Annotated in this window: 19 protein-coding genes; 11 read left to right on the forward strand and 8 right to left on the reverse strand. The window is 67.9% G+C overall.

Features of this window, described 5'->3' with window-relative positions; genetic code table 11:
* Positions 1–3 precede the first annotated feature (3 nt).
* Genes OHZ10_RS06680 through OHZ10_RS06690 form a run of 3 tightly spaced genes read right to left on the reverse strand, consistent with a single transcriptional unit; the run spans position 4 to position 3,572 of the window.
* A complete protein-coding gene (locus OHZ10_RS06680; RefSeq protein WP_174992070.1) occupies positions 4–1,017 on the reverse strand; it encodes a YaiO family outer membrane beta-barrel protein in 1,014 nt (337 codons plus the stop codon).
* 11 nt (positions 1,018–1,028) lie between these two features.
* Entirely contained in the window at positions 1,029–2,024 is a 996-nt protein-coding gene (locus OHZ10_RS06685; protein ID WP_059234966.1) for a polymer-forming cytoskeletal protein, read from the reverse strand.
* Positions 2,025–2,027: 3 nt separating this feature from the next.
* On the reverse strand, positions 2,028–3,572 hold the full coding sequence (locus OHZ10_RS06690; RefSeq protein WP_059234964.1) for a glycosyltransferase family 2 protein: 1,545 nt from the start codon (positions 3,570–3,572) through the stop codon (positions 2,028–2,030).
* 1,195 nt (positions 3,573–4,767) lie between these two features.
* Between OHZ10_RS06690 and wecB the strand changes: the two genes are divergently transcribed.
* The 7 genes from wecB (at position 4,768) to OHZ10_RS06725 (ending at position 14,474) form a co-directional block, all read left to right on the forward strand.
* Entirely contained in the window at positions 4,768–5,985 is a 1,218-nt protein-coding gene (gene wecB / locus OHZ10_RS06695; protein WP_059234962.1) for a non-hydrolyzing UDP-N-acetylglucosamine 2-epimerase, read from the forward strand.
* A 340-nt stretch (positions 5,986–6,325) separates the two neighbouring features.
* Positions 6,326–7,336: a zinc-binding dehydrogenase gene (locus tag OHZ10_RS06700; protein ID WP_342704005.1), complete on the forward strand. Its 1,011-nt coding sequence runs from the start codon at positions 6,326–6,328 to the stop codon at positions 7,334–7,336.
* Positions 7,337–7,783: 447 nt separating this feature from the next.
* Positions 7,784–8,245 (forward strand): (2Fe-2S)-binding protein, encoded by a 462-nt coding sequence (locus tag OHZ10_RS06705; RefSeq protein WP_059234957.1) that lies wholly within the window; start codon positions 7,784–7,786, stop codon positions 8,243–8,245.
* Complete coding sequence (locus OHZ10_RS06710) at positions 8,242–10,566, forward strand: xanthine dehydrogenase family protein molybdopterin-binding subunit (RefSeq protein WP_342704007.1); 2,325 nt, start codon at positions 8,242–8,244, stop codon at positions 10,564–10,566. The genes OHZ10_RS06705 and OHZ10_RS06710 overlap by 4 nt, the downstream gene beginning before the upstream one ends.
* Before the next feature lie 72 nt (positions 10,567–10,638).
* Positions 10,639–11,406, forward strand: coding sequence for a class II aldolase/adducin family protein (locus tag OHZ10_RS06715; RefSeq protein ID WP_174992072.1), 768 nt, complete (start codon positions 10,639–10,641; stop codon positions 11,404–11,406).
* Positions 11,407–11,515: 109 nt separating this feature from the next.
* Positions 11,516–13,345 carry an acyl-CoA dehydrogenase gene (locus OHZ10_RS06720; RefSeq protein ID WP_342704009.1) on the forward strand — a complete coding sequence of 610 codons (1,830 nt, stop codon included), beginning with the start codon at positions 11,516–11,518 and terminating at the stop codon, positions 13,343–13,345.
* 148 nt (positions 13,346–13,493) lie between these two features.
* Positions 13,494–14,474: an NADPH:quinone oxidoreductase family protein gene (locus OHZ10_RS06725; protein WP_256085801.1), complete on the forward strand. Its 981-nt coding sequence runs from the start codon at positions 13,494–13,496 to the stop codon at positions 14,472–14,474.
* A 91-nt stretch (positions 14,475–14,565) separates the two neighbouring features.
* Here the strand turns inward: OHZ10_RS06725 and OHZ10_RS06730 are convergent, their stop codons facing one another.
* A complete protein-coding gene (locus OHZ10_RS06730; protein ID WP_342704378.1) occupies positions 14,566–15,483 on the reverse strand; it encodes a LysR substrate-binding domain-containing protein in 918 nt (305 codons plus the stop codon).
* Between the two features lie 179 nt (positions 15,484–15,662).
* Between OHZ10_RS06730 and OHZ10_RS06735 the strand changes: the two genes are divergently transcribed.
* Complete coding sequence (locus tag OHZ10_RS06735) at positions 15,663–16,361, forward strand: pirin family protein (protein ID WP_059234947.1); 699 nt, start codon at positions 15,663–15,665, stop codon at positions 16,359–16,361.
* A 50-nt stretch (positions 16,362–16,411) separates the two neighbouring features.
* Positions 16,412–16,828, forward strand: coding sequence for a DoxX family protein (locus OHZ10_RS06740; protein ID WP_059234945.1), 417 nt, complete (start codon positions 16,412–16,414; stop codon positions 16,826–16,828).
* A 104-nt stretch (positions 16,829–16,932) separates the two neighbouring features.
* Here OHZ10_RS06740 and OHZ10_RS06745 read toward each other — a convergent pair whose 3' ends face one another.
* Positions 16,933–17,469 (reverse strand): PadR family transcriptional regulator, encoded by a 537-nt coding sequence (locus OHZ10_RS06745; protein WP_059234943.1) that lies wholly within the window; start codon positions 17,467–17,469, stop codon positions 16,933–16,935.
* 151 nt (positions 17,470–17,620) lie between these two features.
* Here OHZ10_RS06745 and OHZ10_RS06750 point away from each other — a divergent pair, with 151 nt between their 5' ends.
* Both OHZ10_RS06750 and OHZ10_RS06755 read left to right on the forward strand, forming a co-directional pair.
* A complete protein-coding gene (locus OHZ10_RS06750) occupies positions 17,621–19,645 on the forward strand; it encodes an NADPH-dependent 2,4-dienoyl-CoA reductase (RefSeq protein ID WP_342704013.1) in 2,025 nt (674 codons plus the stop codon).
* 42 nt (positions 19,646–19,687) lie between these two features.
* Positions 19,688–20,128: a nuclear transport factor 2 family protein gene (locus OHZ10_RS06755; protein ID WP_059234939.1), complete on the forward strand. Its 441-nt coding sequence runs from the start codon at positions 19,688–19,690 to the stop codon at positions 20,126–20,128.
* Positions 20,129–20,173: 45 nt separating this feature from the next.
* Here OHZ10_RS06755 and OHZ10_RS06760 read toward each other — a convergent pair whose 3' ends face one another.
* The 3 genes from OHZ10_RS06760 to OHZ10_RS06770 are packed head-to-tail and all read right to left on the reverse strand — an operon-like array spanning position 20,174 to position 24,031.
* A complete protein-coding gene (locus OHZ10_RS06760) occupies positions 20,174–21,241 on the reverse strand; it encodes an alpha/beta hydrolase family protein (RefSeq protein ID WP_342704014.1) in 1,068 nt (355 codons plus the stop codon).
* A 13-nt stretch (positions 21,242–21,254) separates the two neighbouring features.
* Entirely contained in the window at positions 21,255–22,913 is a 1,659-nt protein-coding gene (locus tag OHZ10_RS06765) for a bifunctional 3-(3-hydroxy-phenyl)propionate/3-hydroxycinnamic acid hydroxylase (RefSeq protein WP_342704015.1), read from the reverse strand.
* Between the two features lie 50 nt (positions 22,914–22,963).
* Positions 22,964–24,031, reverse strand: a complete 1,068-nt coding sequence (locus OHZ10_RS06770; protein ID WP_342704016.1) for a maleylacetate reductase — start codon at positions 24,029–24,031, stop codon at positions 22,964–22,966.
* Between the last annotated feature and the right edge of the window lies 1 nt (position 24,032).

Raw genomic sequence — 24,032 nt, forward strand, 5'->3', positions numbered from 1 at the left:
CGGTTACCAGCGATAGAACACGCTCAGCTCGCCGCCGATCCGTGAGTAGTACGGGTTGTGGTAGTAGTCGAATTCGACCTGCGTGCCCCACTTGCGCGTGAACCAGTAGCGCCATTTCGCTTCGATCTCGTGACTGCGGAAATCGGCGATCTGCGAGCCGGAGCCGGTGACCTGATAGGCCTCGCGGCCGAACCCGCCGCGCAGCACGATCACGCTCTTGCCGACTTCGCCGTAGGTGACGGCGCCATAGTAGGCGGGCGCCTTCACCGAACCGGGCGAATCGACCGTGTAGTTCGTGCCCGCCTCGAAAATCCACTTCGGCAGCGCATACCAGATCACGCCGGCGTGATAGAGCTGATCGCGGTGGCCGCTGCGGTTCCACGCGTAGCCGGCGCCCAGCGACACGACCAGCGAACGATCGGACAATAGCTTGCGATTGATCGACAGGTCGACGCGTGCGCTCGGCAGGATCGTCCCCGACGTGGTGCCCGCGAAGCCGATGCCGCCGAACCAGTCGGGCCCCATGTCCTGCACGTAGGTCAGCGCGCCGAGCTGCGTGTTCTCGCCGAAGCGGTGCAGTTGCGCCAGTTCGCCGAGCACGGTGCGGCCGCCATCCTGATAGACGCCGCGCAGATGCACGCCGTACCAGTCGCCGTAGCCGTGCGTCAGGTGTGCGCTCGAATAGCCGAGCGACAGTTCGGTATGCGTCTCTTTGGGCGCCTGCACGTGTGTGACGACTGCATCGGGCAGCGGTGGCCGGTTCGTATCGTCCGGCGTGAACTCGGCGAGCGATACGCCGTCCGGGAGGCCGTCGGCGCTCACGCGTACGAATGTGGACTCGTCGCGCGGCCGTGGCGTAATGACGGTCCCGGCGTCCGGCGATTGCGCAGGTGGCATCGCGGCGGCGTCGTCCTGCGGTGCCGCCAGTACCGGGGGCGCGCCGAAGGCGACGCCGCACAGCATCGCGAGGGCGGCAACCGGCACGCGCGGGCCGCGATGGCAGGGGCGATCGGACATGAGGGCGCTCCTTAACGGGATGCGTGGAACCAGCCGCTGCGCCACGCGACGAGGTCGCCGTGCACGCAGGCATGGCCGACGACCGAGACGTCGCGCGCGCATGCGCTGACAGGGTGACCGGCGACACCGATGCGCGCGCCCGTCAGCCGCAGCAGGCCACCGGCCGACACGACGCCGTCGATGCAGCTCGCGTTCGCGAGCAGCACGTCGTCGCGCGCGAACACGGCGCCGTGCAGCAACGCGTGACGTTCGAGTTCGACACGATGCGCCTTGACGCTGCCGCGCAGCACGCAGCCTTCGCCGAGTACAAGCGTGCCGTCGACGATCAGGTTGCCTTGCACGACCGTGTGCGCGGGCAGGCGAACGTCGCAGTTCAGCAGGTAACGGCCGTGCAGGAAGCGATGCGGTAGCGATGCGAAATGGCGGGTGAGCGAGATTGCGCGACGCGGAGCGGCAGGCGTGCCGGCCGGCCGTGCGCTCGGCGCCGCGCCGAAGACGACCGGTTCGCCATACAGGCACGAGAAGCCGCCGGCGCCGTGCAGGTGCACCGTGTTGCCGACCACGACACCGCGCAGCACCGCGCCGTCGATGTCGATCTGCGGCGCGTGCGCGAGCGTGCCGATCGTCGCGCCGGCGTGAATGTCGATGCGCTCGTCGGCGAACGCATAAGCGGCCCGGGCGCCGTCGTCGAGCGTGATCGCGCGATGAGCGTAGAGCACGTCGTCGCGATGCTCGTCGCGTGCGACGTGGATCGCATCGGCGTGCTGCACGGCGAGCCCGAGCACCTGCCAGGGCAGTGCGGCGGAAGGATCGGCCGGCGGCTCGCCGGCCACGTGCGCGCGCAGCGCGTCGTGCCATCGTGCGGCGAGCAGCGCCTGGTCGACGAACGGGCCGTCGCCGATCGGCAGGGCCGCGACGTCGCTGCGCCGGATCAGTTCATGGAGCATCGGCAGGAACGGCAGGCTGAGTACGCCGGCCACCGGCACCATCACATTGAAGGTCGTCATCGATCATCGCTCCGGTTTCAGTTGCCGGCGAAAACGCTCGGTCTTGTCCCATTTGAGTTCGCGGCGAAATGCAGCGTCGAGCGCGAGCCCCCATAGCGCGGAGACGACCGCGGCGATCGTCACGCAGAAGCCGACAACATTGACCGGCACGAGCCGCAGGCGCGTCGCGCGGCCGTCGAGCCGCGCGGCGACGACGATCTCGAAGAACACGCCGAAGTTGCCGAAGGTGCTGAACGAGAACAGCGCGAACAGCGACACGATCAGGCCGAGCGCGGTCGAGTTGACGCCGTTGAACAGATAGAGCGCGAGCGCGGCGCTCCATGCGATCGCGAGGAGCGCGGGCATCACGAACACGCCGAGCAGCAGCGCACCGTCGAGCCGGCAGCGCCGCGAGATCAGCGGATTGCGCAGCACCGGGACCAGATAGCGCAGCAGCGTCTGGTTGTGGCCCTTCGCCCAGCGCGTCAATTGCCGGGCGCGCACGGCCCAGCGTTCCGGCACTTCCTCATAGCATTCGGCGTGGTTCAGATAGACCGTGCGCCAGTCGCTCAACAGCAGCCGGTAGGTCATGTCGGTATCTTCGGCGAGCGTGTCGTCGCGCCAGCCGCCCACCGCGTCGAGTGCGCCCTTGCGGATGCCGCCGACCGTACCGCCGTACTGCGGTACCAGGCTGAGGTTGTTGCGGGCCTGCTGGTTGACCTGGTAGCCGCCGGCGCGCTCGAGATCGAGGAGCCGCGCGAGCAGGTTGCTGTCGGCGTTCTGCGGCACCACGCGGCCCATCACCGCGCCGACCTCCGGATCGAAGAACGGTGCGACCAGTTCCTTCAGCAGCCCCGGACGTGGCAGGTAGTCGGCGTCGAACACCACCATGATGTCGCCGCGGATGAACTGCAACGCATCCTTCAGTGCGGCCGCTTTGCCCGGCTTGCCGGATTCGCGGTGAAACGGCTGGATGAGGTCGGGCGCGCGTGTCCGGACCTCGTCGATCAGCGCACGCGTGTTGTCGGTCGAGCGGTCGTTGACCGGAATGATCGTCAGGCGGTCGCGCGGGTAGGTCGTCGCCAGCAGCGCCATCAGGCAATCGACGACGACGGCTTCCTCGTTGTGGGCGGCGACGAAGACCGTGAGCCGCGGCCATTCGCCGTGGGTAATCGTCCGGTAGGGCGCGTGTTGCGGCTTGAACAGGCGGTCGAGGCTGAACGCGTAATGCCGCGCGGCGTACACGCACGTCAATAGCGTGAACAGCCACAGGTAGGCGACGCAGGGTATCAGCAGCAGGTCGGGGTCGAGCGCGATACCCGGTGCGACGGCGGGCGGCAGCTCGAGCGAAGCATCGGCGGCGGGCGAGGCCTGCATGGGGATCGAGAGCGGGGCGCTGTCGAGCGCGGTGCGTTCCACCGCGACCGCGGCGTTTGCGGCAGGCATGACGAGCCGGACCGGTTCGACGGCCGCCTGCAATGCGGTGTCGCGCACGATCAGCGAGCAGGCAAGCACGATCAGCAGCAGAATGCCTTGCTCGCAGAGTGACGCCGTCCGCGTTTTCGTCATGTTCCGATCCCCGTGTCCGCGACGACGACCGATGAGAGCTGAAGGCGCTCCGTGGATCGCGCGGATATCAATGGAAAGCGGCGGCGCGTTTGTCGCGCTGGGGCGGATGTCGGCCGCCCCGGACCGACGCGTCGTGTCGCTTTCCGGCTTCGTTGCTTTGGCGTCCCCGTCTGTCTGCTGCCGTGCGAGTGCTTCGGGACGCACCTGTCTGACATTAAGCAAGGCGTGAGCCATCGGCCGCGATGCCCCGCGCAGCAAGGAGCGGGGCGCGGAGCACGGTTGCCGCGGCAGCGGCGGCGACGTGTTTTGATTCACTGACGAATCAGCGTTTGCGCACGACATCCGACCCCGAGCGGCCGGCGCGGTGCATCGAATACGTCGCACGGCGGGCCGTTTGTCTGACGAGTCCATGCCGCTTTGCCGGACGCGGCCTTGCGTGACGCGACATCGCGCGTCGTGCGTCGAATGTGTGTCGGCCAGAATGCCGGCGCGCGTCACGCCGTCTCATGCGAAAAATAGACCGGACTCCGATGTATTTTCCCGCTCCGGATCCGCGTTACACATTCGCAACATTTCCCGCGCATCGATTCGTGTGACGCAAACGCCGCCGCATGCCCGGGAAATCCGGCGTGCGCGGCCGCGACAGGCAACCGGGCGCGCGGCTTGCGCTGCACAGACAAAAGTGGCGAATCGAGGCGACGTAAAGCGCCTCGAAAGATGCACGCGATTCGAGGCACGATCGAACACCGGCATTCCTGCGTCATTCATCGGACGACGTCGTCAGACGGATCGCGCGAGCGGCCGGCTGTTTATCGTTGTCGTGCTCGCCGTGCGATGCGACAGCCCGTAGCAGTTGTGAAACATTCCGTAACGCACCTTATGTGTGCGATGCGCGTCGAATGAAGCGGGCCCGGATCCGGGGCGGCTGGTTTGAATATTGCTGTAGTGGGAGTGCGTGACGAACTGACGTGACGCTCGACACAGCGAGGAACGACTCATGACGTGATGGATCCGTGCAACGGGACGCCGGTAGTACGACGATTCGCGTGGCCCAGACCGCGCGGACAAGACGGCGCGCTCGCCCCGCGACACTGCCGCGTGTTGACCGCGTGCGAGTACGGGAAGCGCCGCCTGAATACATGCTTCGCGCCGCGTGCAGGGTCGTCCGGCGCGAAGTGGCTAAACGAGGATAACGATGAAGAAGATCTTGCTTGTGTTCGGGACTCGGCCGGAGGCCATCAAGATGGCACCGCTGGTGCGTGCGTTGAAGGCGCAAGCGGATGTCGACGCCAGGGTGTGCGTGACCGCCCAGCATCGGGAAATGCTCGATCAGGTGCTGACGCTGTTCGATATCAAGCCCGACTACGATCTCAACCTGATGCGGCAAAGCCAGACGCTGACCGACGTGACGACCGGCATTCTTCAGGCGATCGGCATGGTCTTCGACGACTTGCGTCCGGACGTCGTGCTCGTGCACGGCGATACGACGACCACGCTCGCGGTCAGCCTGGCGGCGTTCTATCGCTATCTTCCGGTCGGCCACGTGGAGGCCGGTTTGCGCAGCGGCGACATCTGGTCGCCGTGGCCGGAGGAGCTGAATCGCCGTGTGACCGACGCGGTGTCGTCATGGCATTTCGCGCCGACCGGGCAGGCACGCGACAACCTGCTGAGCGAGGGCGTGCCGGGTGGGGCGGTCTCGCTGACCGGCAACACCGTGATCGATGCGTTGCACGAGGTCAAACGCATGCTGGACCGTACCAGTGCACTCTCGGACAAGGTTGCCGCGTATTTTCCGTTTCTCGAGCCGTCGCGGCGCGTCGTGCTGATCACCGGGCATCGGCGCGAAAGTTTCGGCGAACCGTTCCAGCATTTCTGCGAGGCGCTGTGCACGCTGGCGAGCCGCTATCGCGACGCGCAGTTCGTCTATCCGCTGCACATGAATCCGAACGTGAGGGAGCCGGCGCGCGCACGGCTCGGCGGCGTGCCGAACATCTACCTGATCGAGCCGCAGGAGTACCTGTCGTTCGTATTCCTGATGTCCCGTGCGCATTTCATCATCACCGATTCGGGCGGCATTCAGGAAGAAGGGCCGGCGCTGGGCAAGCCGGTGCTCGTCACGCGCGAGACGACCGAGCGGCCCGAAGCGATCCAGGCGGGCACCGCGCGGCTCGTCGGTACCGACCAGGAGCGGATCGTGTGGGAGGCATCGCGCCTGTTCGACAGCGAGAGTGCCTACGAGGAAATGTCGCGCGCGAGCAATCCGTACGGTGACGGTCATGCGAGCGAGCGGATCGTTCACGCGCTGATGCGTACGCCCGGGGTGACCACGAAGACGACGAGCTTCTCGATGGGGGCAGCGGAGATGCCGTTCAACGCGCTCACGCTGGGGCTGCAGGCGTTGCGGTCGCCGTGATGGGGCGTGCGCGGTAGCGCCTTCCGGGGCATTCGACCCGGAGTCGGACGTACAAGGATCCGGTCCGGCCGCAAGGCCGGCCGGATCGTTTCATTGATGCGACCTGGAACGAATTCTCCCGACGCATTCAAAAGTGTTTTCGCGGAAAGTCCCTTTTCCGGTGTGATGCCGTGCACCGATACTTCAGCGGATATCCACCCCGCATCTTCCGGACATCGCATTGACGACCAAATGCGCGATGCCGGGGTTTCCTTGCACGCGAGCGCCGATCGTCCGTGGCGACGCGGACGGCACTGGCGCGGCCTCGACGCCTGCCGCGTCTCACTTCATCCCAATCTCCATGACTCGATCCAATCATCAAGCTTCGTTGCCGGCCCGCTATCGGGCGTGGACCTGGCAAGGCTGCGAGCACCCCGGACAGTTGCGTCTCGAACAGCGGGCGATGCCGGTACTGAAGCGCGGCCAGGTACTGGTCCGCAACCACGCAATCGGCCTCAATCCGGTCGACTGGAAAGTGCTCGGCGGTGCGCTGGTGACCTGGCATCCCGGGCATGTGCCCGGCGTCGACGGCGCAGGCATGGTGGTCGCGGTCGCGGACGACGCGATGAACCATCTGCTGGGCCGTCGGGTGGCGTATCACCAGGCGCTCGGCGAGCACGGGAGTTTCGCGGAATACACGCCGATTGCCGCGTCCGTGCTGTTGACGGTGCCCGAATCGCTGGATTTCGAAACGGCGGCGAGCGTGCCGTGCCCGGCGCTGACCGCCTGGCAGGCGCTCGAGAAAGTCCCGTGTCGCGTGTCGACGGAAATCCTCGTCAGCGGAGCAGGGGGCGCGGTCGGCAACTATCTGGTGCAGCTTGCCGCCGAGCGCGGGTTCGTGGTGTCGGTGTCGAGTCACGAGCGCCATTGGGAGCGCCTGCGCGCGCGCGGCGCAAGCCGATTCCTGAGCGGCCCGGGCGATGAAGCGATCGGCGCGACGCATGAACTGGCGCGGCACTTCCATGCGGTGTTCGACAGCGTCGATGCGCAACACGCTGCCCGGTGGGCGCCGGCGGTTGCCGCCAACGGGCACATCGTCTGTATCCAGGGGCGCTTCGACGCGCCGCCGCTGCCGCCGTTTACATCGAGCGTGTCGCTTCATGAGGTCGCGCTGAACGCGTTGCACGTGTATGGCGACGACGCAGCATGGCTCGAGACGACCGCGGCGGGCAGCATGCTGCTGGCCTGCATCGCGAACGGCCGGATGCAACCCGAAGCGCGCGTCACGGGCGACTTCGACACGTTGCCCGTGCAACTCGAAGGGCTCAAGCAGCGGCAGTTTTCCGGCAAGCCGGTGGTGCGCGTCGGATAGCGGGAGCGATCGACGCGTGTGACACCCCGCATCGGGGCGCATCCGGTGCGGCGGCGCAAAACCGCAGCACATCAGTTAAAGTTGGAGTCCGGCTCATTCCCCATACGATTCCGCCCGTCCGGGCGCGGTCGAAGCCGCGTCGGCGGGACGTCGCGCGCGGGTGCCGGCGGTCCGGCGCGCCGTTTCTGGCAGCCCGGACAGGGGCGCGTTGCTTGCGTGACGGGTTGCATGGGGCAGAATCGGGCCCGCGGGGCGCCCGCTTTCGAGCGGAGTCGTGCGCCCGGCGCGCCCGATACGGTGGTCCCCGGCACGCTGCAGCACCGATCACGCATTGACAGCAGTCCACCAGGCGGTGCCGGAGCGGCGCAGTCGAACGCGCCCGGCACCGTACGAATCCCCACACGGCACCCGTGGTGCGACGCGGGCGCCTCGACCAAGAGGTGAACGATGATTACGCTGACCATCAACGGTAGCGAGCAGCACTTCGACGGCAATCCCGACATGCCGTTGCTCTGGTATCTACGCGACGTCCTCGGCCACACCGGCACCAAGTTCGGCTGCGGCATGGCGCTGTGCGGCGCGTGCACCGTGCATCTCGACGGCGCGGCGATCCGGTCGTGCATCACGCCGGTCGCAGCGGCTGCCGGCAAGCGCGTGACGACGATCGAGGGACTGTCGACGGACCTGACGCATCCGCTGCAGCAGGCGTGGCAGGAACTGAACGTCGCGCAATGCGGCTACTGTCAGTCCGGGCAGATCATGCAGGCCGCGTCGCTGCTGAAGACGAATCCCCATCCGACCGACGCCGACATCGACGATGCGATGTCCGGCAACATCTGCCGCTGCGGCACCTACACGCGCATTCGCGCGGCGATCCGGCTGGCCGTGCGTCGCGGAGGTGCCGCATGAGCGCGCCCGAACTCTCCGCCCACAACGAAAGCCGTCGTGCGCTGCTGCTCGGCTTCGCTTCCGGCGGGTTGTTGCTCGCATTCGGCGTGCCGTCGCTTGCGCGTGCGGCCGCGCCGGTGCAGCCGCCCGTCAGCGCGAATCCGCAGTATGGCGGCGCGGGAATGCCGCACGGGTTGCGCGACGATCCGAACCTGTTCGTTGCGATTGCACCGGACGGCACCGTCACCATTACCTGCATCCGCTCCGAGATGGGGCAGGGCGTGCGCACGAGTGTCGCGCTCGTGGTGGCGGACGAACTGGGCGCGGACTGGGCACGCGTGAAGGTCGCGCAGGCCGTCGGCGACGAACCGCGCTACGGCAACCAGAACACCGACGGTTCGCGCAGCCTGCGCCAGAGCTTTGCCGCACTGCGCCGCGCGGGTGCGGCTGCACGCACGATGCTCGAGCAGGCTGCCGCCACCGCGTGGGGCGTCGATGTCCGGCAGGTCAAGGTGACGGTGCACGAGGTCGTCGATACGAAGAGCGGGCGCAAACTCGGTTTCGGCGAGCTTGCGTCGCAAGCCGCCGCGCTGCCGGCGCCCGATACGAAGACCCTCCCGTTGAAAGCGCCGGCCGAATTCCGCTTCATCGGCAAGGGTAAGACGGCGCTGATCGACGGACGCGACATCGTTGGCGGCCGCGCGCATTACGGGATCGATACGCGGCTCGACGGCATGCTGTATGCGGTCGTCGCGCGACCGCCGGTGTACGGCGACACGGTAGCGTCGTTCGACGCGTCGGCGGCCGAGAAGCTGCCGGGCGTCGTCAAGGTCGTGCAGCTTGCATCGACGCCGCTGCCGTCCGGTTTCCAGCCGCTTGGCGGCGTGGCCGTCATTGCGCGCGACACGTGGACGGCCATTCAGGCCCGCGCGCAGTTGAAGCTCGACTGGACGCGCGGACCCCACGCGAACTACGACTCGGCGGAATACCGCAAGACGCTCGAAGCGGCCGCCGCGCAGCCGGGCGACGTGATCCGCAACGACGGCGACGCGACGGCAGCGCTGGCCGGCGCCGCGAAACGCGTGCGTGCGACGTATTACATCCCGCATCTCGCACACGCGACGATGGAGCCGCCCGCGGCCGTCGCGCGCGTGGCCGACGGCCGCTGCGAAGTGTGGACCTGCACGCAGGCGCCGCAAACCACGCGTGACGAAATCGCGAAGGCGCTCGGGTTGCCGGCCGAACGCGTGACGGTCAACGTCACGCTGCTCGGCGGCGGGTTCGGCCGCAAGTCGAAGCCAGACTACGTGGTGGAAGCCGCGCTGCTGTCGAAAGCGGCCGGCGCGCCCGTGAAGCTGACGTTCACGCGCGAGGACGACATCGCGCACGACTACTTCCACGCGGTGTCGCTCGAAGCGTTCGACGGCGGGATCGATGCATCGGGGAAGGTAGTCGCGTGGCAGCATCGCACGGTCGCGCCGTCGATCCAGTCGACGTTCCGGGCGGGCGTCGTGCACGAGCAGCCGGGCGAACTCGCGCAAGGGATCGTGGATCTGCCGTTCGCGATTCCGAACGTGCGGATCGAGAATCCGGCCGCGGAAGCGCACACGCGGATCGGCTGGTTTCGCTCGGTCTACAACATTCCGCACGCGTTCGGCATCCAGAGTTTCGTGTCGGAGCTCGCGCATGCGGCCGGCCGCGATCCGAAGGATTTCCTGCTCGAGCTGATCGGGCCCGCGCGGCGTTTCGAGCCGCACCTCGCGGTGAAGAACGTGAACTACGGCGAGGATCCCGCGCTGTATCCGGTCGATACGGGCCGGCTGCGGCGGGTGGTGGAGACGGTTGCGCGCGAAGCCGGCTGGGGGCGCACGCTGCCGAAGGGGCACGGGCTCGGGATCGCCGCGCATCGCAGCTTCGTGTCGTACACGGCGGCGGTGTGCGAGGTGCAGGTCGGCGCGGACGGCAAGATCACGGTGCCGCGCGTCGACATCGCGATCGATTGCGGGCCGCAGGTCAATCCGGAGCGTGTGCGCTCGCAGCTCGAGGGGGCGGTGGTGATGGGGCTCGGCATCGCGTTGCACGGCGAGATCACGTTCAAGGACGGCCATCCGGAACAGCGCAACTTCAACGGCTTCCAGGTGCTGAGAATGAACGAGGCGCCGCGTGAAATCCGCGTGCATCTCGTCGCGCCGGACGACTTCGCGACGCCGCTCGGCGGCGTCGGCGAACCGGGCTTGCCGCCCGTGGCGCCGGCGCTGACCAACGCGATCTTCGCGGCGACCGGCACGCGCATCCGCAGCCTGCCGGTTGCCGATCAGCTCGCGAAGCCGCCGGCGGATTGACGCACAATATCCCCCGCGCCGGGCCGCATCGTGCGGCCCGGTCCGCATCGACCCCTGAACAAGGAGTGTGACGTGGCCTCATCCGATGTCAGTGTGAAGCAGACGGTTTCTCCCGCCGAATGGGATGCACGAGTCAACCTGGCGGCCGCGTATCGCCTCACCGCGCTGTTCGGCTGGGACGATCTCGTGTTCACCCATATCTCCGTGCGCGTGCCCGGCCCGGAACACCATTTCCTGATCAACCCGTACGGGATGATGTTCGACGAGATCACGGCGTCGTCGCTGGTCAAGATCGATCTCGACGGACGCAAGGTGTCCGAATCGCCGTACGAGATCAACCCGGCCGGCTTCACGATTCACAGCGCGGTGCATGCGGCCCGCGACGACGCGCTGTGCGTGATGCATACGCATTCGATCAACGGCGTCGCCGTGTCGGCGCAGGAAGCGGGCTTGCTGCCGCTGTCGCAGCAGTCGCTCGGCGTGCTGGCGTCGCTCGGCTATCACGACTACGAAGGCATCGCGCTCAACGAGGGCGAGAAGGCGCGCCTCGTGCACGACCTCGGCGGCAACACGAACCTGATGCTGCGCAACCACGGGTTGTTGACGGTCGGCGCGAGCCCGGCCGACGCGTTCGTCGCGATGTACTTCTTCGAGGCGGCGTGCATGATCCAGGTCCGCGCGCAGGCCGGCGGCTCGGCGCTGCGGCCGATCGCGCAGCCGATTCTCGACGGCATCAGGCAGCAGATCGCGGCGGTCACGCGCGGGATGGGCGCCGGCGCGCTCGTCTGGCCCGGGTTGCTGCGCCGGCTCGATCGACGCAATCCCGGCTACGCGGACTAGCTCGCCTGCCGTTGTCGTTTGCGAACGACCGTGCTAAATTCCTGCCAGCACTTGCGGTCACGGAACCCTTCATTCGGCTGACAAAGCCGGCACCCCGGGAGGCAGCACGATGAGCCTGTTGATGTCGCGACGCGATCTCGCGTTCCTGCTGTATGACTGGCTCGACGCCGAATCGCTCGTCGCGCTGCCGCGCTTCGCGGAGCACAGCCGCGAGACCTTCGACGCGGTGCTCGATACCAGCGCGCGGATTGCCGAGGATCTGTTCGCGCCGCATGCGGCGCGCGGCGATCGCGAGGAACCGCATTTCGACGGCGAGCGCGTGACGCTGATCCCCGAAGTCGAACCGGCGGTGCGCGCGTTCGCGGACGCCGGGCTGATCGCCGCGGGCCATGACGAAGCGCTCGGCGGCATGCGGTTGCCGAAGCTCGTCGAAGCCGCGTCGTTCCTGTTCTTCCAGGCCGCGAACATCGCAACGGCCGCCTATCCGTTTTTGACCGTCGCCAATGCGAACCTGCTCGTCGCACATGGCAGTCCCGCGCAGATCGACGCGTTCGCGCGCCCGGAGCTGGAAGGGCGTTTCCTCGGCACGATGTGCCTGTCCGAGCCGCAAGCGGGCTCGTCGCTGTCCGACATCGCGACGCGCGCGGATTTCGAGGGCGACTCGCCGCTCGGGCCGCGCTACCGGCTGACGGGCAACAAGATGTGGATTTCCGGCGGCGAACACGAGCTGGCGGAGAACATCGTCCACCTCGTGCTCGCGAAGATTCCCGACGAACACGGCCGGCTGCAGCCCGGTACGCGCGGCATCTCGCTGTTCATCGTGCCAAAGTTCCTGACGGGAGCGGACGGTAGCGCGCAGGGCGAACACAACGACGTCGTGCTCGCCGGGCTGAACCACAAGATGGGCTACCGCGGCACGACCAATTGCCTGCTGAATTTCGGCGAAGGCACGCGCTATCGTCCGGAAGGGCGCGCGGGCGCGATCGGCTACCTGATCGGCAAGCCGAATCAGGGGCTCGCCTACATGTTCCACATGATGAACGAGGCGCGCATCGGTGTCGGCGCGGGCGCGGTGGCGCTCGGCTACACCGGCTATCTGCACGCGCTCGACTACGCGCGCAACCGGCCGCAGGGGCGCCCGCTCGGGCCGGCCGGCAAGGATGCGGCCGCGTCGCAGGCACCGATCGTCGAACATCCGGACGTGCGGCGCATGCTGCTCGCGCAGAAGGCCTATGTCGAAGGCGGTCTTGCACTGATCCTGTACTGCGCGAAGCTGGTCGACGAAGCGCGCGCGCACGACGATGCGGACGTGCGCGCCCATGCCGCGCGCCTGCTCGACATCCTCACGCCGATCGCGAAAAGCTGGCCGTCGCAGTGGTGTCTCGCCGCGAACGACCTCGCGATCCAGGTGCACGGCGGCTACGGCTACACGCGCGACTACGCGGTCGAGCGGCTCTACCGCGACAATCGGCTGAATCCGATTCACGAAGGCACGCACGGCATCCAGGCGCTCGACCTGCTGGGCCGCAAGGTCGCGCAGGACGATGGCGCGCTGTTGCGCGCGCTGGGCGGGCGGATCGGCGCGACCGTCGAACGCGCGCGGCCGCTGGATGCCGGCACGCGCGAGCAGGCCGATGCGCTGGCACGGCGCTGGGCGCGGTTGTGCGACGTCACGCAGCAGTTGGGCACGATCGACGATCCGCAGCGGCGGCTGGCGAACGCGAGCGTCTATCTCGAAGCGTTCGGCCATCTCGTCGTTGCATGGCTCTGGCTCGACGTGACGCTCGCCGCGCACGGGCACGACGATGATTTCCACGACGGCAAGCGTGCAGCGGCCCGCTATTTTTCCCGCTGGGAATTGCCGAAGGTGGATGCGCAGCTCGATCTGTTGTCGAGCGTCGACACGACGCCGCTCGACATGCACGACGCGTGGTTCTGAACGGTATCGCACCGACATTCCGGAATGCTGACGATGTCGCGAACGCCGCCTCCGGTGACCGTCGGACATTCGTCTTGAACCGGCCGCGCGGGGGTATCCCGCCGGCCGCACCGAGGCGCGGCCATGCCGCGCAAGGAGAGAGAAGCGCATGAAAGCCCTGTTGTGTACCGCATTCGGCCCGATCGACAGCTTGCGTATCGAAGATGTGGCGATTCCCGAACCGGCTGCCGGCCAGGTCCGGATCCAGGTGAAGGCCGCGTCGCTCAATTTTCCCGACGCGCTGATCGTGCAGGGGTTGTATCAGGTGAAGCCGGCGTTGCCGTTTTCGCCGGGCGCCGAGTTTGCCGGCGTGATCGACGCGGTGGGCGAGGGCGTCACCGCATGGCGGCCCGGCGATTCGGTGGTTGCATTCACCGGGCACGGCGGGTTCGCCGAGCAGTGCGTGGCCGACGTGCACCAGATCGCCGCGCTGCCGCCGGGAATGGCGTTCGAGCAGGGTTCGGCGCTGGTGCTGGCCTACGGCACGTCGCTGCACGCGTTGCAGCAGCGTGCGCGCCTGCAAGCGGGCGAGACGCTGCTGGTGCTGGGTGCGGCGGGCGGCGTCGGGATCGCCGCGATCGAGATCGCGAAGGCGCTTGGCGCGCGCGTGATCGCGGCGGCGTCGAGCGCGGACAAGCTGGCGCTGTGCCGCGAAGCAGGTGCCGACGAGACGATCGACTATGCGGCCGAAGACCTGCGCCGCCGCGTGGACGAACTGACCGGCGGGCGCGGCGCCGACGTCGTCTACGATCCGGTGGGCGGTGCTTGCAGCGAAGCGGCGCTGCGCGCGACCGCGTGGCGCGGCCGGTTCCTCGTGGTCGGCTTTGCGGCCGGCGAGATCCCGAAGATCGCGCTGAACCTCGCGCTGCTCAAGGAGCGCGACATACTCGGCGTGTTCTGGGGCGATGCGATGCGCCGCGACCCGGCGCAGCATGTCGCGAACATGCGGTTGCTCGCCGAATGGTTCGCGGCCGGCAAGGTGCGTCCGGCGATTACCGAGCGCGTGTCGCTGGCCGGTGCCGCCGATGCGATCGCACGGATCGCAAACCGGCGCGTGAAGGGCAAGGTGGTGATCCTGCCCGGCGCATGATCGGGGCCCGGCGCGCGGCGGCGCGATGCGCGTCGCGCGTCCGGTGACGGCGCGCGCAGTTGCGGCGCGCGTGCGGCTGCATTGGCGGCCGCTACGCGACCCGGTTCAGTTCCTCGAAGCCCGCGACGAGCGCGTCGAGCAGATGGCGAACGGCGGGCACCATCCCGCGCCGGGTCGGGAAGATCGCGTGGACGAGCGCCGTCGGTGCCGACAGCGCGGGCAGCAGGTGGAGCAGCCGGCCGGCCTGAAGGTCGGCGTTCACCAGTTCGCGCGGCAATTCGGCGACGCCGATACCGTCGAGCGCGGCAAGGCGCAGGGTCGCCAGATCGTCGGTCGCCAGTCGCGGCCGGTGGGCGAAGGCGAGGGCGCGCCCGTCGGCGTCCGTCAGGCTCCACACGAACCGGTCGCCGCTGCCGGCAGTCGACACCGTTGGCCAGTCCTTCAGGCTGTCGATCGACTCGGGCGCCGGAAAGCGGGCGGCCAGTGCCGGGCTCGCAACGAGAATCCGGTACGACAGTCCCAACTGCCGAACGGCGAGATCGGTGTTCTCCAGCGGCGGAACCCGCGCACGAATCGCGAAATCCAGCCCTTCCTCGATCACGTCCACGCGCCGGTTGGTTGCATCGAGCCGCACCTGAACCTGCGGATGGCGCTCGATGTAGCGTGCGACGATCGCGGCGACACCCGAACTCAGCAAACCGACCGGGCAACTGATGCGCACGGTGCCCTGCGGCTGCGTGCGCGTGCGATCCACGATGTCCTTCGCGGCTTTCGATTCGGCGACCAGCGCGACGCAATGCTGATGGAACTGCCGCCCGGTTTCCGTCAGCGACAGGCTGCGGCTCGTGCGATTGAGCAGCCGCACGCCCAGTTCTTCCTCGAGCGCGCGAATGCGCCGGCTGAGCTTCGACGTTTGCACGCCGAGGCTGCGGGCGGCCGCCGTAAAGCTCCCGTGTTCCACCACTTCCGCGAATAGCCGGAGATCGTTCAGGTCGGCGATGGGGTTCATGGCGGCGGCTCCGTTCGAATCGATCGTTCTACTGGGGGCAATGATACGTTGCCATTCAGGAGATATGCGATCGATCTTTGCGAAATTAGCATTCATTCCACGTTCGGTGCCGCGCAGAAACCGGCAAGGCACCGCCAGGCAACCGCCCGCCGTCCGGGCAGCAGGAACAGGAGTCGAACATGTTGACGCATCGGCGTTGGGCATCGCTGGATACGGCGAATCACGGCTGGCTGCGCGCGAAATTCCATTTCGCGGTGACGGCCGACGGTACGCCCGGGCACGCGCCGCTGGGCCCGCTGATCGTATGGAACGACGACGAGATCGCCGTCGGCAGCGGGTTCCCGATGCACGGGCACCGCGACATGGAAATCATCACGTACGTGCGGCAAGGCGTGCTCGGCCATCGCGACACGCTGGGTTCCGAAGGCACGATCCGCGCGGGAGGCGTGCAGGTCATGAGCGCGGGCACCGGCATCCGGCATGCGGAGTTCAACGGCGGCGACACACCGCTCAAGGTCTACCAGATCTGGCTGCTGCCGCGAGCGAATGGCGGCGCGCCCGGGTGGGGCACGAAGCCGTTTCCGAAGGGCGACCGGTCCGGGCGTTTCGTCGTGCTGGCGAGCGGCTACGCCGGCGACGACGGCGCGCTGCCGATCCGTGCCGACGCGCGCGTGCTCGGCGCAACGCTGAGGGCGGGCGAGCGGGTCGGACACGCATTGGGCGCATCGCGCCGTGCGTATCTCGTTGCGGCATCGGGGCGCATCGACGTGAACGGGGAACGCGTGGGATCGCTCGACGGGGTCGCGATCACGAACGAGGCCGCGCTCGACATCGTCGCGCTCGAGGATTCCGAGCTGGTGATGGTGGACGCCGGCTGAGTGCCTTGATTTTTTTAGTCTGCCGAATCATTTCATTTCAGGAGTGCATCATGAATCGTTACACGTATCTTCCGCTGCTCGGCCGCATTCTGATCGGCGCGCCGTTTCTGATGAGCGGGTTGAGCAAGCTGGCCGCGCACGCGACCACCGTCGGCTACATCGCCTCCGTCGGCCTGCCGGCGCCATCGCTCGCATTCGTGGTCGCGGTGCTCGTCGAGGCGGGTGGCGGGCTGCTGCTGATGGCGGGTTACCGGGCCCGCCCGGTGGCGCTGGCGATGGCGCTGTTCAGCCTCGTGACGGCCGTGTTCTTCCACCACAACTTCGCCGACCAGAACCAGATGATTCACTTCCTGAAGAACGTGATGATGGCCGGCGGCCTGCTGCAGATCGCGTACTTCGGCGCGGGCGCATTCAGCCTCGACGCACGGAACGCACGTGCCGCATTGCGTGTCGCTGCGGCGGCATGAGCGGGCCGGCCCGCATGTGTGGTCGGGGCGAACCGGCCGCGCGCAGGGCGAACCCGCTGTCCGGTTGAACCGCGCAGGCCCTGCACGGCAGGGGCCAAGCCGGTTCAATCCTTCGGCAGACGCAAGGTGTCGAGCGCGTCCTGCGAAAACTCGACCCAGAACCGCTCGTTCGCAATGCCGGCCTGCAGCACCAGATGCTGCAGGCGCTTCGCGCGCGAATCGTCGGGCGCCGAAAAATCGCGCGCCTCGATCTGCAGATACAGGTCGAGCTTCTCCTGGTGAAGCGCGATGCGCCGCCTGATTTCGTCCTCGAGGCCGGACGGGCCGAGTACCGCTTCTGCCCGCAGGCGCACCATCAACGCCTCGCGCAGCGGCGTCGGATCTTCCTGTTCGGCGATCCAGCGCCGAAGCTCCTTCTTGCCGGCGGGCAGGATCCGGTACGCGCGCTTGCGGCCACGCCCCGATTCGGCGGGCAGCGATTCGATCCAGCCCGTTTCCTCGAGACGCCCCAGCTCACGATAGATCTGCTGATGCGTCGCCTGCCAGAAATAGCCGATCGAACGATCGAAGCGGTCGGCGAGCTCGGACCCCGAACCGGGACGTTCGGCGAGTGCGGTGAGGAGTGCGTGAGGCAGGGACATGTCGGATCGGAGGAGGCCGCAGAATGAATCGCATCTTGCCATATCGGGGCCACAGTACAAGCCAGGGATCATGTTTATGCAACGTGTTGCATAAACGAGGGCGGTGAACTACCATCTGTGCAACTTGTTGCATAAAAAATGGAGCCCCCCGATGACACCCCGTTATCTGCATTTGACGACCCCGCTCGAACTCGGCTTCACGTCGCTCAGGAACCGCGTGTTGATGGGGTCGATGCACGTCGGCCTCGAGGAAGCGCCGAACGGCTTCGAGCGGATGGCGGCGTTCTATGCCGAGCGCGCGCGAGGCGAGGCCGGCCTGATCGTCACGGGCGGATTTGCACCGAACGAGCGCGGCCGTCCGGCGCCGGGCGGCGCGATGCTGACGACCGAGGCGGAAGCCGAACGTCATCGCGTCGTGACGCGCGCGGTGCATGCGGAGGGCGGCAAGATCGCGCTGCAGATCCTGCACTTCGGGCGCTACGCGTATCACCCGGCGCTGGCGGCGCCCAGCGCCTTGAAGGCGCCGATCAACCCGTTCACGCCGCATGCGTTGAGCAGCGACGAAGTCGACGAGACGATCGCCGATTTCGTGCGATGCGCGGCGCTCGCGCAGCATGCGGGCTACGACGGGGTCGAGATCATGGGGTCCGAAGGCTACCTGATCAACGAATTCATCGCCGCGCGCACGAACCATCGCGACGACGCGTGGGGCGGCGCGTACGACAACCGGATCCGCTTCGCGGTCGAGATCGTGCGGCGCGTGCGCGCGCGCGTGGGCACGAACTTCATCGTCATCTACCGACTGTCGATGCTCGATCTCGTCGAAGGCGGTTCGACGCTCGACGAGGTGATCCGGCTCGCGCAGGCGATCGAGGCGGCCGGCGCGACGATCCTCAATACCGGCATCGGCTGGCACGAGGCGCGCATCCCGACCATCGCGACCAAGGTGCCGCGCGCCGCGTATGCATGGGTGACGCGGCAACTGATGGGCAAGGTCGGCATCCCGCTCGTCGCCACGAACCGGATCAATACGCCGGAAGTCGCCGAACAACTGCTTGCCGACGGCTATTGCGACATGGTGTCGATGGCGCGGCCGTTTCTCGCCGATGCCGAATTCGTCCGCAAGGCGCGGGAAGGGCGTGCGGACGAAATCAACACGTGCATCGGCTGCAACCAGGCGTGCCTCGACCACACGTTCAGCGGCAGGATCACGTCCTGCCTCGTGAATCCGCGGGCATGCCATGAAACCGAGCTCGTGATCCGCCCCGCACGGCAGCGCAAGCGGATCGCCGTGGTGGGCGCCGGGCCGGCGGGCCTCGGCTTCGCGGTCACGGCGGCCGAGCGCGGTCATGCGGTGACGCTGTACGAAGCCGCCGCCGAGATCGGCGGCCAGTTCAACATCGCGAAGAAGGTGCCCGGCAAGGAAGAGTTCAACGAAACGCTGCGCTATTTCCGCCGGCAGATCGAATTGCGCGGCATCACGCTGCACGTCAATACGCGGGCGACCGCCGAGATGCTGCTGCAGGGCGCTTTCGACGAAGTGGTGATCGCGACGGGCATCGTGCCGCGCACGCCGCCGATCGACGGCGCCGGGCATCCGAAGACGCTCGGCTATCTCGACGTGCTGCGCGACGACAAGGCCGTGGGCCGCCGTGTCGCGATCGTCGGCGCGGGCGGCATCGGCTTCGACGTCGCGGAGTATCTCGTGCATCGCGACGGCGGCGAGCGTGGCGACGCGGACCGGTTCTTCAGCGAATGGGGCGTCGACCGGTCCTATGCGCATGCCGGCGGCCTGGGCCGTGCGCAACCCGAGCCGGCTGCGCGGCAGGTGCATCTGCTGCAGCGCAAGGCGTCGAAAGTCGGCGACGGGCTCGGCAAGACCACCGGCTGGATTCACCGCACGGCGCTGAAAGCGCGCGGCGTCGGGATGTCGTCGGCGGTGACGTACCGGCGCATCGACGACGAAGGATTGCACGTGACGATCGACGGCGTCGAACAGACGCTGCCGGTGGACAACGTGATCATCTGCGCGGGGCAGGAGCCGTTGCGCGAACTGGCCGTGCAACTGGAGGCGGCCGGATGCAAGGTTCACGTGATCGGCGGCGCATACGAGGCCGCCGAGCTCGACGCGAAGCGTGCGATTCACCAGGGCACGACGCTCGCCGCGACCCTTTGAGACCGCTCGTTTCTTTTCCATCAGACGATACAGGAGACTTCGATGACGCACGCACCGCTCAATGTTCATCCCGCTGTTGCGAAATCGCTCGACGCGTGGCACGCGATGATCGAAAACAAGGACTTTGGCGCGCTGGATGCGATCGTCCATCCGGATGCCGTGTTCCGTTCGCCGATGGCGTTCAAGCCGTACGGGCCCGCGCCCGCGCTGTTGATGGCGCTGCGTACGGTGATCACGATCCTGCAGGATTTCACGTATCACCGCCAGTTCGTTACCGACGACGGCAAGAGCGTGGTGCTGGAGTTCAGCGCGGCCGTCGGCGACAAGGCGCTGAAAGGGATCGACATGATCCGCTTCGACGACGACGGGCTGATCGTCGAATTCGAGGTCATGATCCGGCCGTTCAATGCACTGCAGGCGCTCGGCGCGGAAATGGGCGCGCGGCTCGGGCAGCAGTTGCCGACGTTCAAGATCGGCGGTTGAGCGGGGCGGCGGCTGCCGTGTCGCCCGGCCCGCCGCCGCCTGCCGTTAAGCCCGCGTCAGCCGCTCGACGAACCAGTCGCACACGAACGCGGTGCGCTCGGACGCGTGGTTGTAGATCGTATGCTCGCCGTCTGGCCAGACCTCGAGCGTCGCATCGCCGCCCGTCGCCGCATCGAGAAACGGCTGCTGGTCGTCGAGCCGGATCAGCGGATCCTCGCCGCCGTGCAGCACCAGCAGCGGGCATGCGATGCGGTCGCGTCCGGACGAGAAGCTCATCCGCGCGAAGTTCGCCGCCACCGCGTCGGGATCGTCGTTGCCGAGCATCGCCGCGGCCTGTTCGACGAACGTGCGGAACGGCAGCAGCGACGGCGCCGCCAGCGCGCCGTTCACGCAACAGGCCGCGATCCGCCGGTCGCTCGCCGTGGTCGAAGCGGCCCACAATCCGCCGATGCTGTTGCCCCAGATACCGATCGGCCCGGGCACGCGTTCGGCGACGTGATCGACGAAGCGCCGATAGGCCGCGCTCATATCGACGTCGACGAAGATCCGCTGTTCGAGCCGCGTTTCGCCCTGGCCGGGCCCTTCGGCGAGCAGCGTGGCGATGCCGCGTGACGCGAGCGCGCGTGCGATCGGCCAGTACGCGAAGCCCCAGCCGCTCTGGCCACCGAACACGATCACGGTGCCGCGCAGGTGTTCCACCGGCGGGCGAACCAGCCAGCCGATCAGGCGGGCATCGCCGAACGGCACTTCGACGCGTTCGATCCGTTTGTCGGACCAGCGCGCGAGTCCGTACGACGCGTCGACGAGCCGCGCATAGAGCGCGCGCTTGCGCGGCACGTCGTGGTTGAACGCCATCTGCGCGAACAGCAGACCGGCGATGGCCATCGCCTGCGCGTCGGCGGCGGTGACAAGATGGCCGGCATCCGCCGCCTGCGTGGCGCGCGCGAGCTGCGCGTCGGCGAGCGCCTCGGCCGCGACATCCCAGGGCTCGCCGGCCGACGTGCGTGCGTGCAGTGCGATCGCGTCCGCGTAGTCCATTCCGCAATCGAGCAGGCGCGTGACGGGCATCGCGCGTTGCAGGGACAGCGCGAACGGTGACAGTTCGGTCGTCATGCGTGCATCTCCGTTACGAGGCGTGTGCGGTGGTGGCCATGGCGGCGGACGGTTCGCCGGACGGCGCCGACCAATGCAGCTTGTCGCGCAGCGCATCGACGAGCGCGCCGAGATCGCGCAGGTCGGCCACCGAACCGAACACGAGGAAATCGGGCCGCCGGATATACGCGCCGATGCCGTGCGCATCCATGAACGCGCGCTGTTCGCCGTCGAGATCGATCACCGCATCCGGCGTGCACACGTCGTCGGCCAGCACGGCCACGTGACAGCCGAGCTGCGCGAGGAACGCGCGCTGCGCGTCGTCGAGATGGCGGCAAGGGTGCTCGCGCGTGACGAGCTGGAAGCCCTGGCCGACCACGTCGTCGAAGCGGCCGTCGGCCGCGCCGCGCCGTGCGCGCCCTTGCGGTGCCGGTGCGCCGGTCGTCGGCAGCAGCGTGCCGTCGGCTTCGGCGTGCAGGATGCCATGGCCGAGCTTCGGGAACGGCGGCATCGGCGGCATGTTGCCGGAGCGGAATGCCGCGTCACGCTCGGCCACCTTGCGCGGATCGTCCTCGTTGACGACCTGGCCGAGAAACAGCGACATCTGCGTGATCGCGGTCACGTGCGGGCGGCGCTCGGCTTCGTAGGTGTCGAGCAGGTCGGCGGATGCGCGGCCGGTCAGCACGAGATCGAGCTTCCACGCGAGGTTGATGCCGTCGCGCATGCCCGAGCATGCGCCTTGCCCCATGTACGGCATCATCGTGTGCGCGGCATCGCCCGCGAGCAGCACGCGGCCGGAGCGCCAGTGTTCGGCCATGCGCGTCTCGAACGTGTAGACGACATGGCGCAGCAGCTTCAGGTCGTCCGGGCCGTAGCCGTAGTGGTCCTTCAGCCACTTCCAGCCGGCTGCCTCGGTTTCCCATTCGGCCGTCGATTCGTCCGGCAGCACGCGCAACTCGAAACGCGTGCGCTTCGTGCCGATCGGCATGTGCATGTACGCACGTGCCGGATCGCAGTAGATCGTCGTGCGCGCACAGCCGTCGCCGAGATCACGCTTGTTTTCCGAATCGAGATTGAGCCAGCGCTCGTTGTAGCCGAAGTCGGAACGTTCGATGCCGAGCGTGCGGCGTACGAGGCTGTTCGCGCCGTCCGCGCCGATCAGGTAGCGCGCACGCATGGTGCGCGGCTGGCCGGTCCATTGCGCATCCTGGCCGCCGCGCCACGGGCGTGCCGTGAGCGTCACGCCGTCGTCGTCCTGCTGCAGCGTGTCGACTTCCCAGCCGCGCAGGATCGTTACGTTCCGGAAGGTGCTGGCGCGCGCATCGATCGCATCCTCGATGTCGGGCTGGTAGATCGAGATGTGCGCGGGGTAGCCGCATGCGCGGCCGGTCCAGTTCAGTTCAAGCAGCAGGTCGCCGTTCGCGTCGCGGTAGTGGTAGGTATCGACGGCCTTCGCGTTGCGCAGCGCATGATCGACGTCGGCGCTGGCCTGCACGATGCGCGCGGTTTCGCCGTCGATGTGCGTGAGGCGAGGCAGCCCGTAAGGCGTCGGCCAGCGTTCGAGGACGATCACGCGGTGGCCGGCGCGGCCCAGCATCGATGCGGCGACGAGGCCGGTCGGGCCGTAGCCGACGATCGCGACGTCGCACGACTCGACGGCGCCGTGACCTTGGCCGCTCGGTTCGGTATTCATGTGGGTTGTCTCCATGACGGGTTCGTTTGTTGGTGTGTCGTGTGGGCGCCTCAGTGCGCGGTCGAGCCGGGCAGGTTGCCGTCGAAGGCATCCTGCAGCAGCGCGCGCAGGCCGTCGCGTTCGATCGGGCGCGGGTTCCAGTACGGATTGGCGGCCGCGAGATCGGCCGCGCGATCGAGATCGGTTTCCTGCATGCCGATCGCTTTCAACGAAACCGGTGCGCCGTTGTCGAGCGCCAGTGCGTAGAGGCCGCGCGCCGCGTCGTTCGTGCCGATCGCGCGGGCGATCCGCTGCATCGCGTCAGGCGCGTGCGCCGCGTTGTATGCGAGCGCATGCGGCAGCACGACCGTGTGGGTCGGCGCGTGCGGCAGATTGAAACTGCCGCCGAGCGTGTGACAGAGCTTGTGGTGCAGCGCCATGCCGACGTTGCCGAGCACCATTGCGCACAGCCAGGCGCCGTAGAGGGCGTCGCTGCGCGCGGCGAGATCGGCGGGATCGCGCCGCACACCGGGCAGGCCGTGCGCCAGCGCGCGAATGCCTTCCTCGGCCACGAGGCTCATGACCGGATTCGCGTTGCTCGCGTACAGGCCTTCCGCTGCGTGCGCGATCGCATTGAGGCCGCTCGTCACCGACAGCTCGACCGGCAGCGTCACGGTGAGCGCGGGATCGTAGATCACCGTCTTCGGCAGCACGCGTGCGTCGGTGCCGGTGCGCTTGAGGCCGCCTTCGGTCAGCCCGTAGATCGGCGTCATTTCGCTGCCGGCGTACGTCGTCGGTATCGCGAGGATCGGCAGGCTGCTTTCGAGCGCGATCGCCTTGCCGAGGCCGATCGTCGAGCCGCCGCCGATCGCGATCGCGCAATCGGCGTCGCATGAACGGGCGAACGCCTGCGCATCGCGGGCGATCTCGATCGGCACGTGCATCGTCGCGCGGTCGTACAGCCCGGCGGCACGCGCGCCGAGTCGCTCGACGATGTGTTGCGCGAGCTCGCGCTGCTCCGGCGTGCAGAGCACGATCGCCCGTTGCGCGCCCAGTTCCAGCACTTCGCGTTCGAGGTGGTCGAGGCTGCCCGCGCCGAATATCACGCGTGCGGGGCGTGCCTGGTAGATGAAGTTCATG

Source organism: Burkholderia arboris (genome assembly GCF_038723655.1).
GTDB lineage: Bacteria > Pseudomonadota > Gammaproteobacteria > Burkholderiales > Burkholderiaceae > Burkholderia > Burkholderia arboris.

Excerpts from the sequence above, each read along its gene's own strand:
- OHZ10_RS06680 (WP_174992070.1), bottom strand. The coding sequence starts at position 1,017 with ATGTCCGATCGCCCCTGCCATCGCGGCCCGCGCGTGCCGGTTGCCGCC.
- OHZ10_RS06685 (WP_059234966.1), bottom strand. The coding sequence starts at position 2,024 with ATGACGACCTTCAATGTGATGGTGCCGGTGGCCGGCGTACTCAGCCTG.
- OHZ10_RS06690 (WP_059234964.1), bottom strand. The coding sequence starts at position 3,572 with ATGACGAAAACGCGGACGGCGTCACTCTGCGAGCAAGGCATTCTGCTG.
- wecB (WP_059234962.1), top strand. The coding sequence starts at position 4,768 with ATGAAGAAGATCTTGCTTGTGTTCGGGACTCGGCCGGAGGCCATCAAG.
- OHZ10_RS06700 (WP_342704005.1), top strand. The coding sequence starts at position 6,326 with ATGACTCGATCCAATCATCAAGCTTCGTTGCCGGCCCGCTATCGGGCG.
- OHZ10_RS06705 (WP_059234957.1), top strand. The coding sequence starts at position 7,784 with ATGATTACGCTGACCATCAACGGTAGCGAGCAGCACTTCGACGGCAAT.
- OHZ10_RS06710 (WP_342704007.1), top strand. The coding sequence starts at position 8,242 with ATGAGCGCGCCCGAACTCTCCGCCCACAACGAAAGCCGTCGTGCGCTG.
- OHZ10_RS06720 (WP_342704009.1), top strand. The coding sequence starts at position 11,516 with ATGAGCCTGTTGATGTCGCGACGCGATCTCGCGTTCCTGCTGTATGAC.
- OHZ10_RS06725 (WP_256085801.1), top strand. The coding sequence starts at position 13,494 with ATGAAAGCCCTGTTGTGTACCGCATTCGGCCCGATCGACAGCTTGCGT.
- OHZ10_RS06730 (WP_342704378.1), bottom strand. The coding sequence starts at position 15,483 with ATGAACCCCATCGCCGACCTGAACGATCTCCGGCTATTCGCGGAAGTG.
- OHZ10_RS06735 (WP_059234947.1), top strand. The coding sequence starts at position 15,663 with ATGTTGACGCATCGGCGTTGGGCATCGCTGGATACGGCGAATCACGGC.
- OHZ10_RS06740 (WP_059234945.1), top strand. The coding sequence starts at position 16,412 with ATGAATCGTTACACGTATCTTCCGCTGCTCGGCCGCATTCTGATCGGC.
- OHZ10_RS06745 (WP_059234943.1), bottom strand. The coding sequence starts at position 17,469 with ATGTCCCTGCCTCACGCACTCCTCACCGCACTCGCCGAACGTCCCGGT.
- OHZ10_RS06750 (WP_342704013.1), top strand. The coding sequence starts at position 17,621 with ATGACACCCCGTTATCTGCATTTGACGACCCCGCTCGAACTCGGCTTC.
- OHZ10_RS06755 (WP_059234939.1), top strand. The coding sequence starts at position 19,688 with ATGACGCACGCACCGCTCAATGTTCATCCCGCTGTTGCGAAATCGCTC.
- OHZ10_RS06760 (WP_342704014.1), bottom strand. The coding sequence starts at position 21,241 with ATGACGACCGAACTGTCACCGTTCGCGCTGTCCCTGCAACGCGCGATG.
- OHZ10_RS06765 (WP_342704015.1), bottom strand. The coding sequence starts at position 22,913 with ATGAATACCGAACCGAGCGGCCAAGGTCACGGCGCCGTCGAGTCGTGC.
- OHZ10_RS06770 (WP_342704016.1), bottom strand. The coding sequence starts at position 24,031 with ATGAACTTCATCTACCAGGCACGCCCCGCACGCGTGATATTCGGCGCG.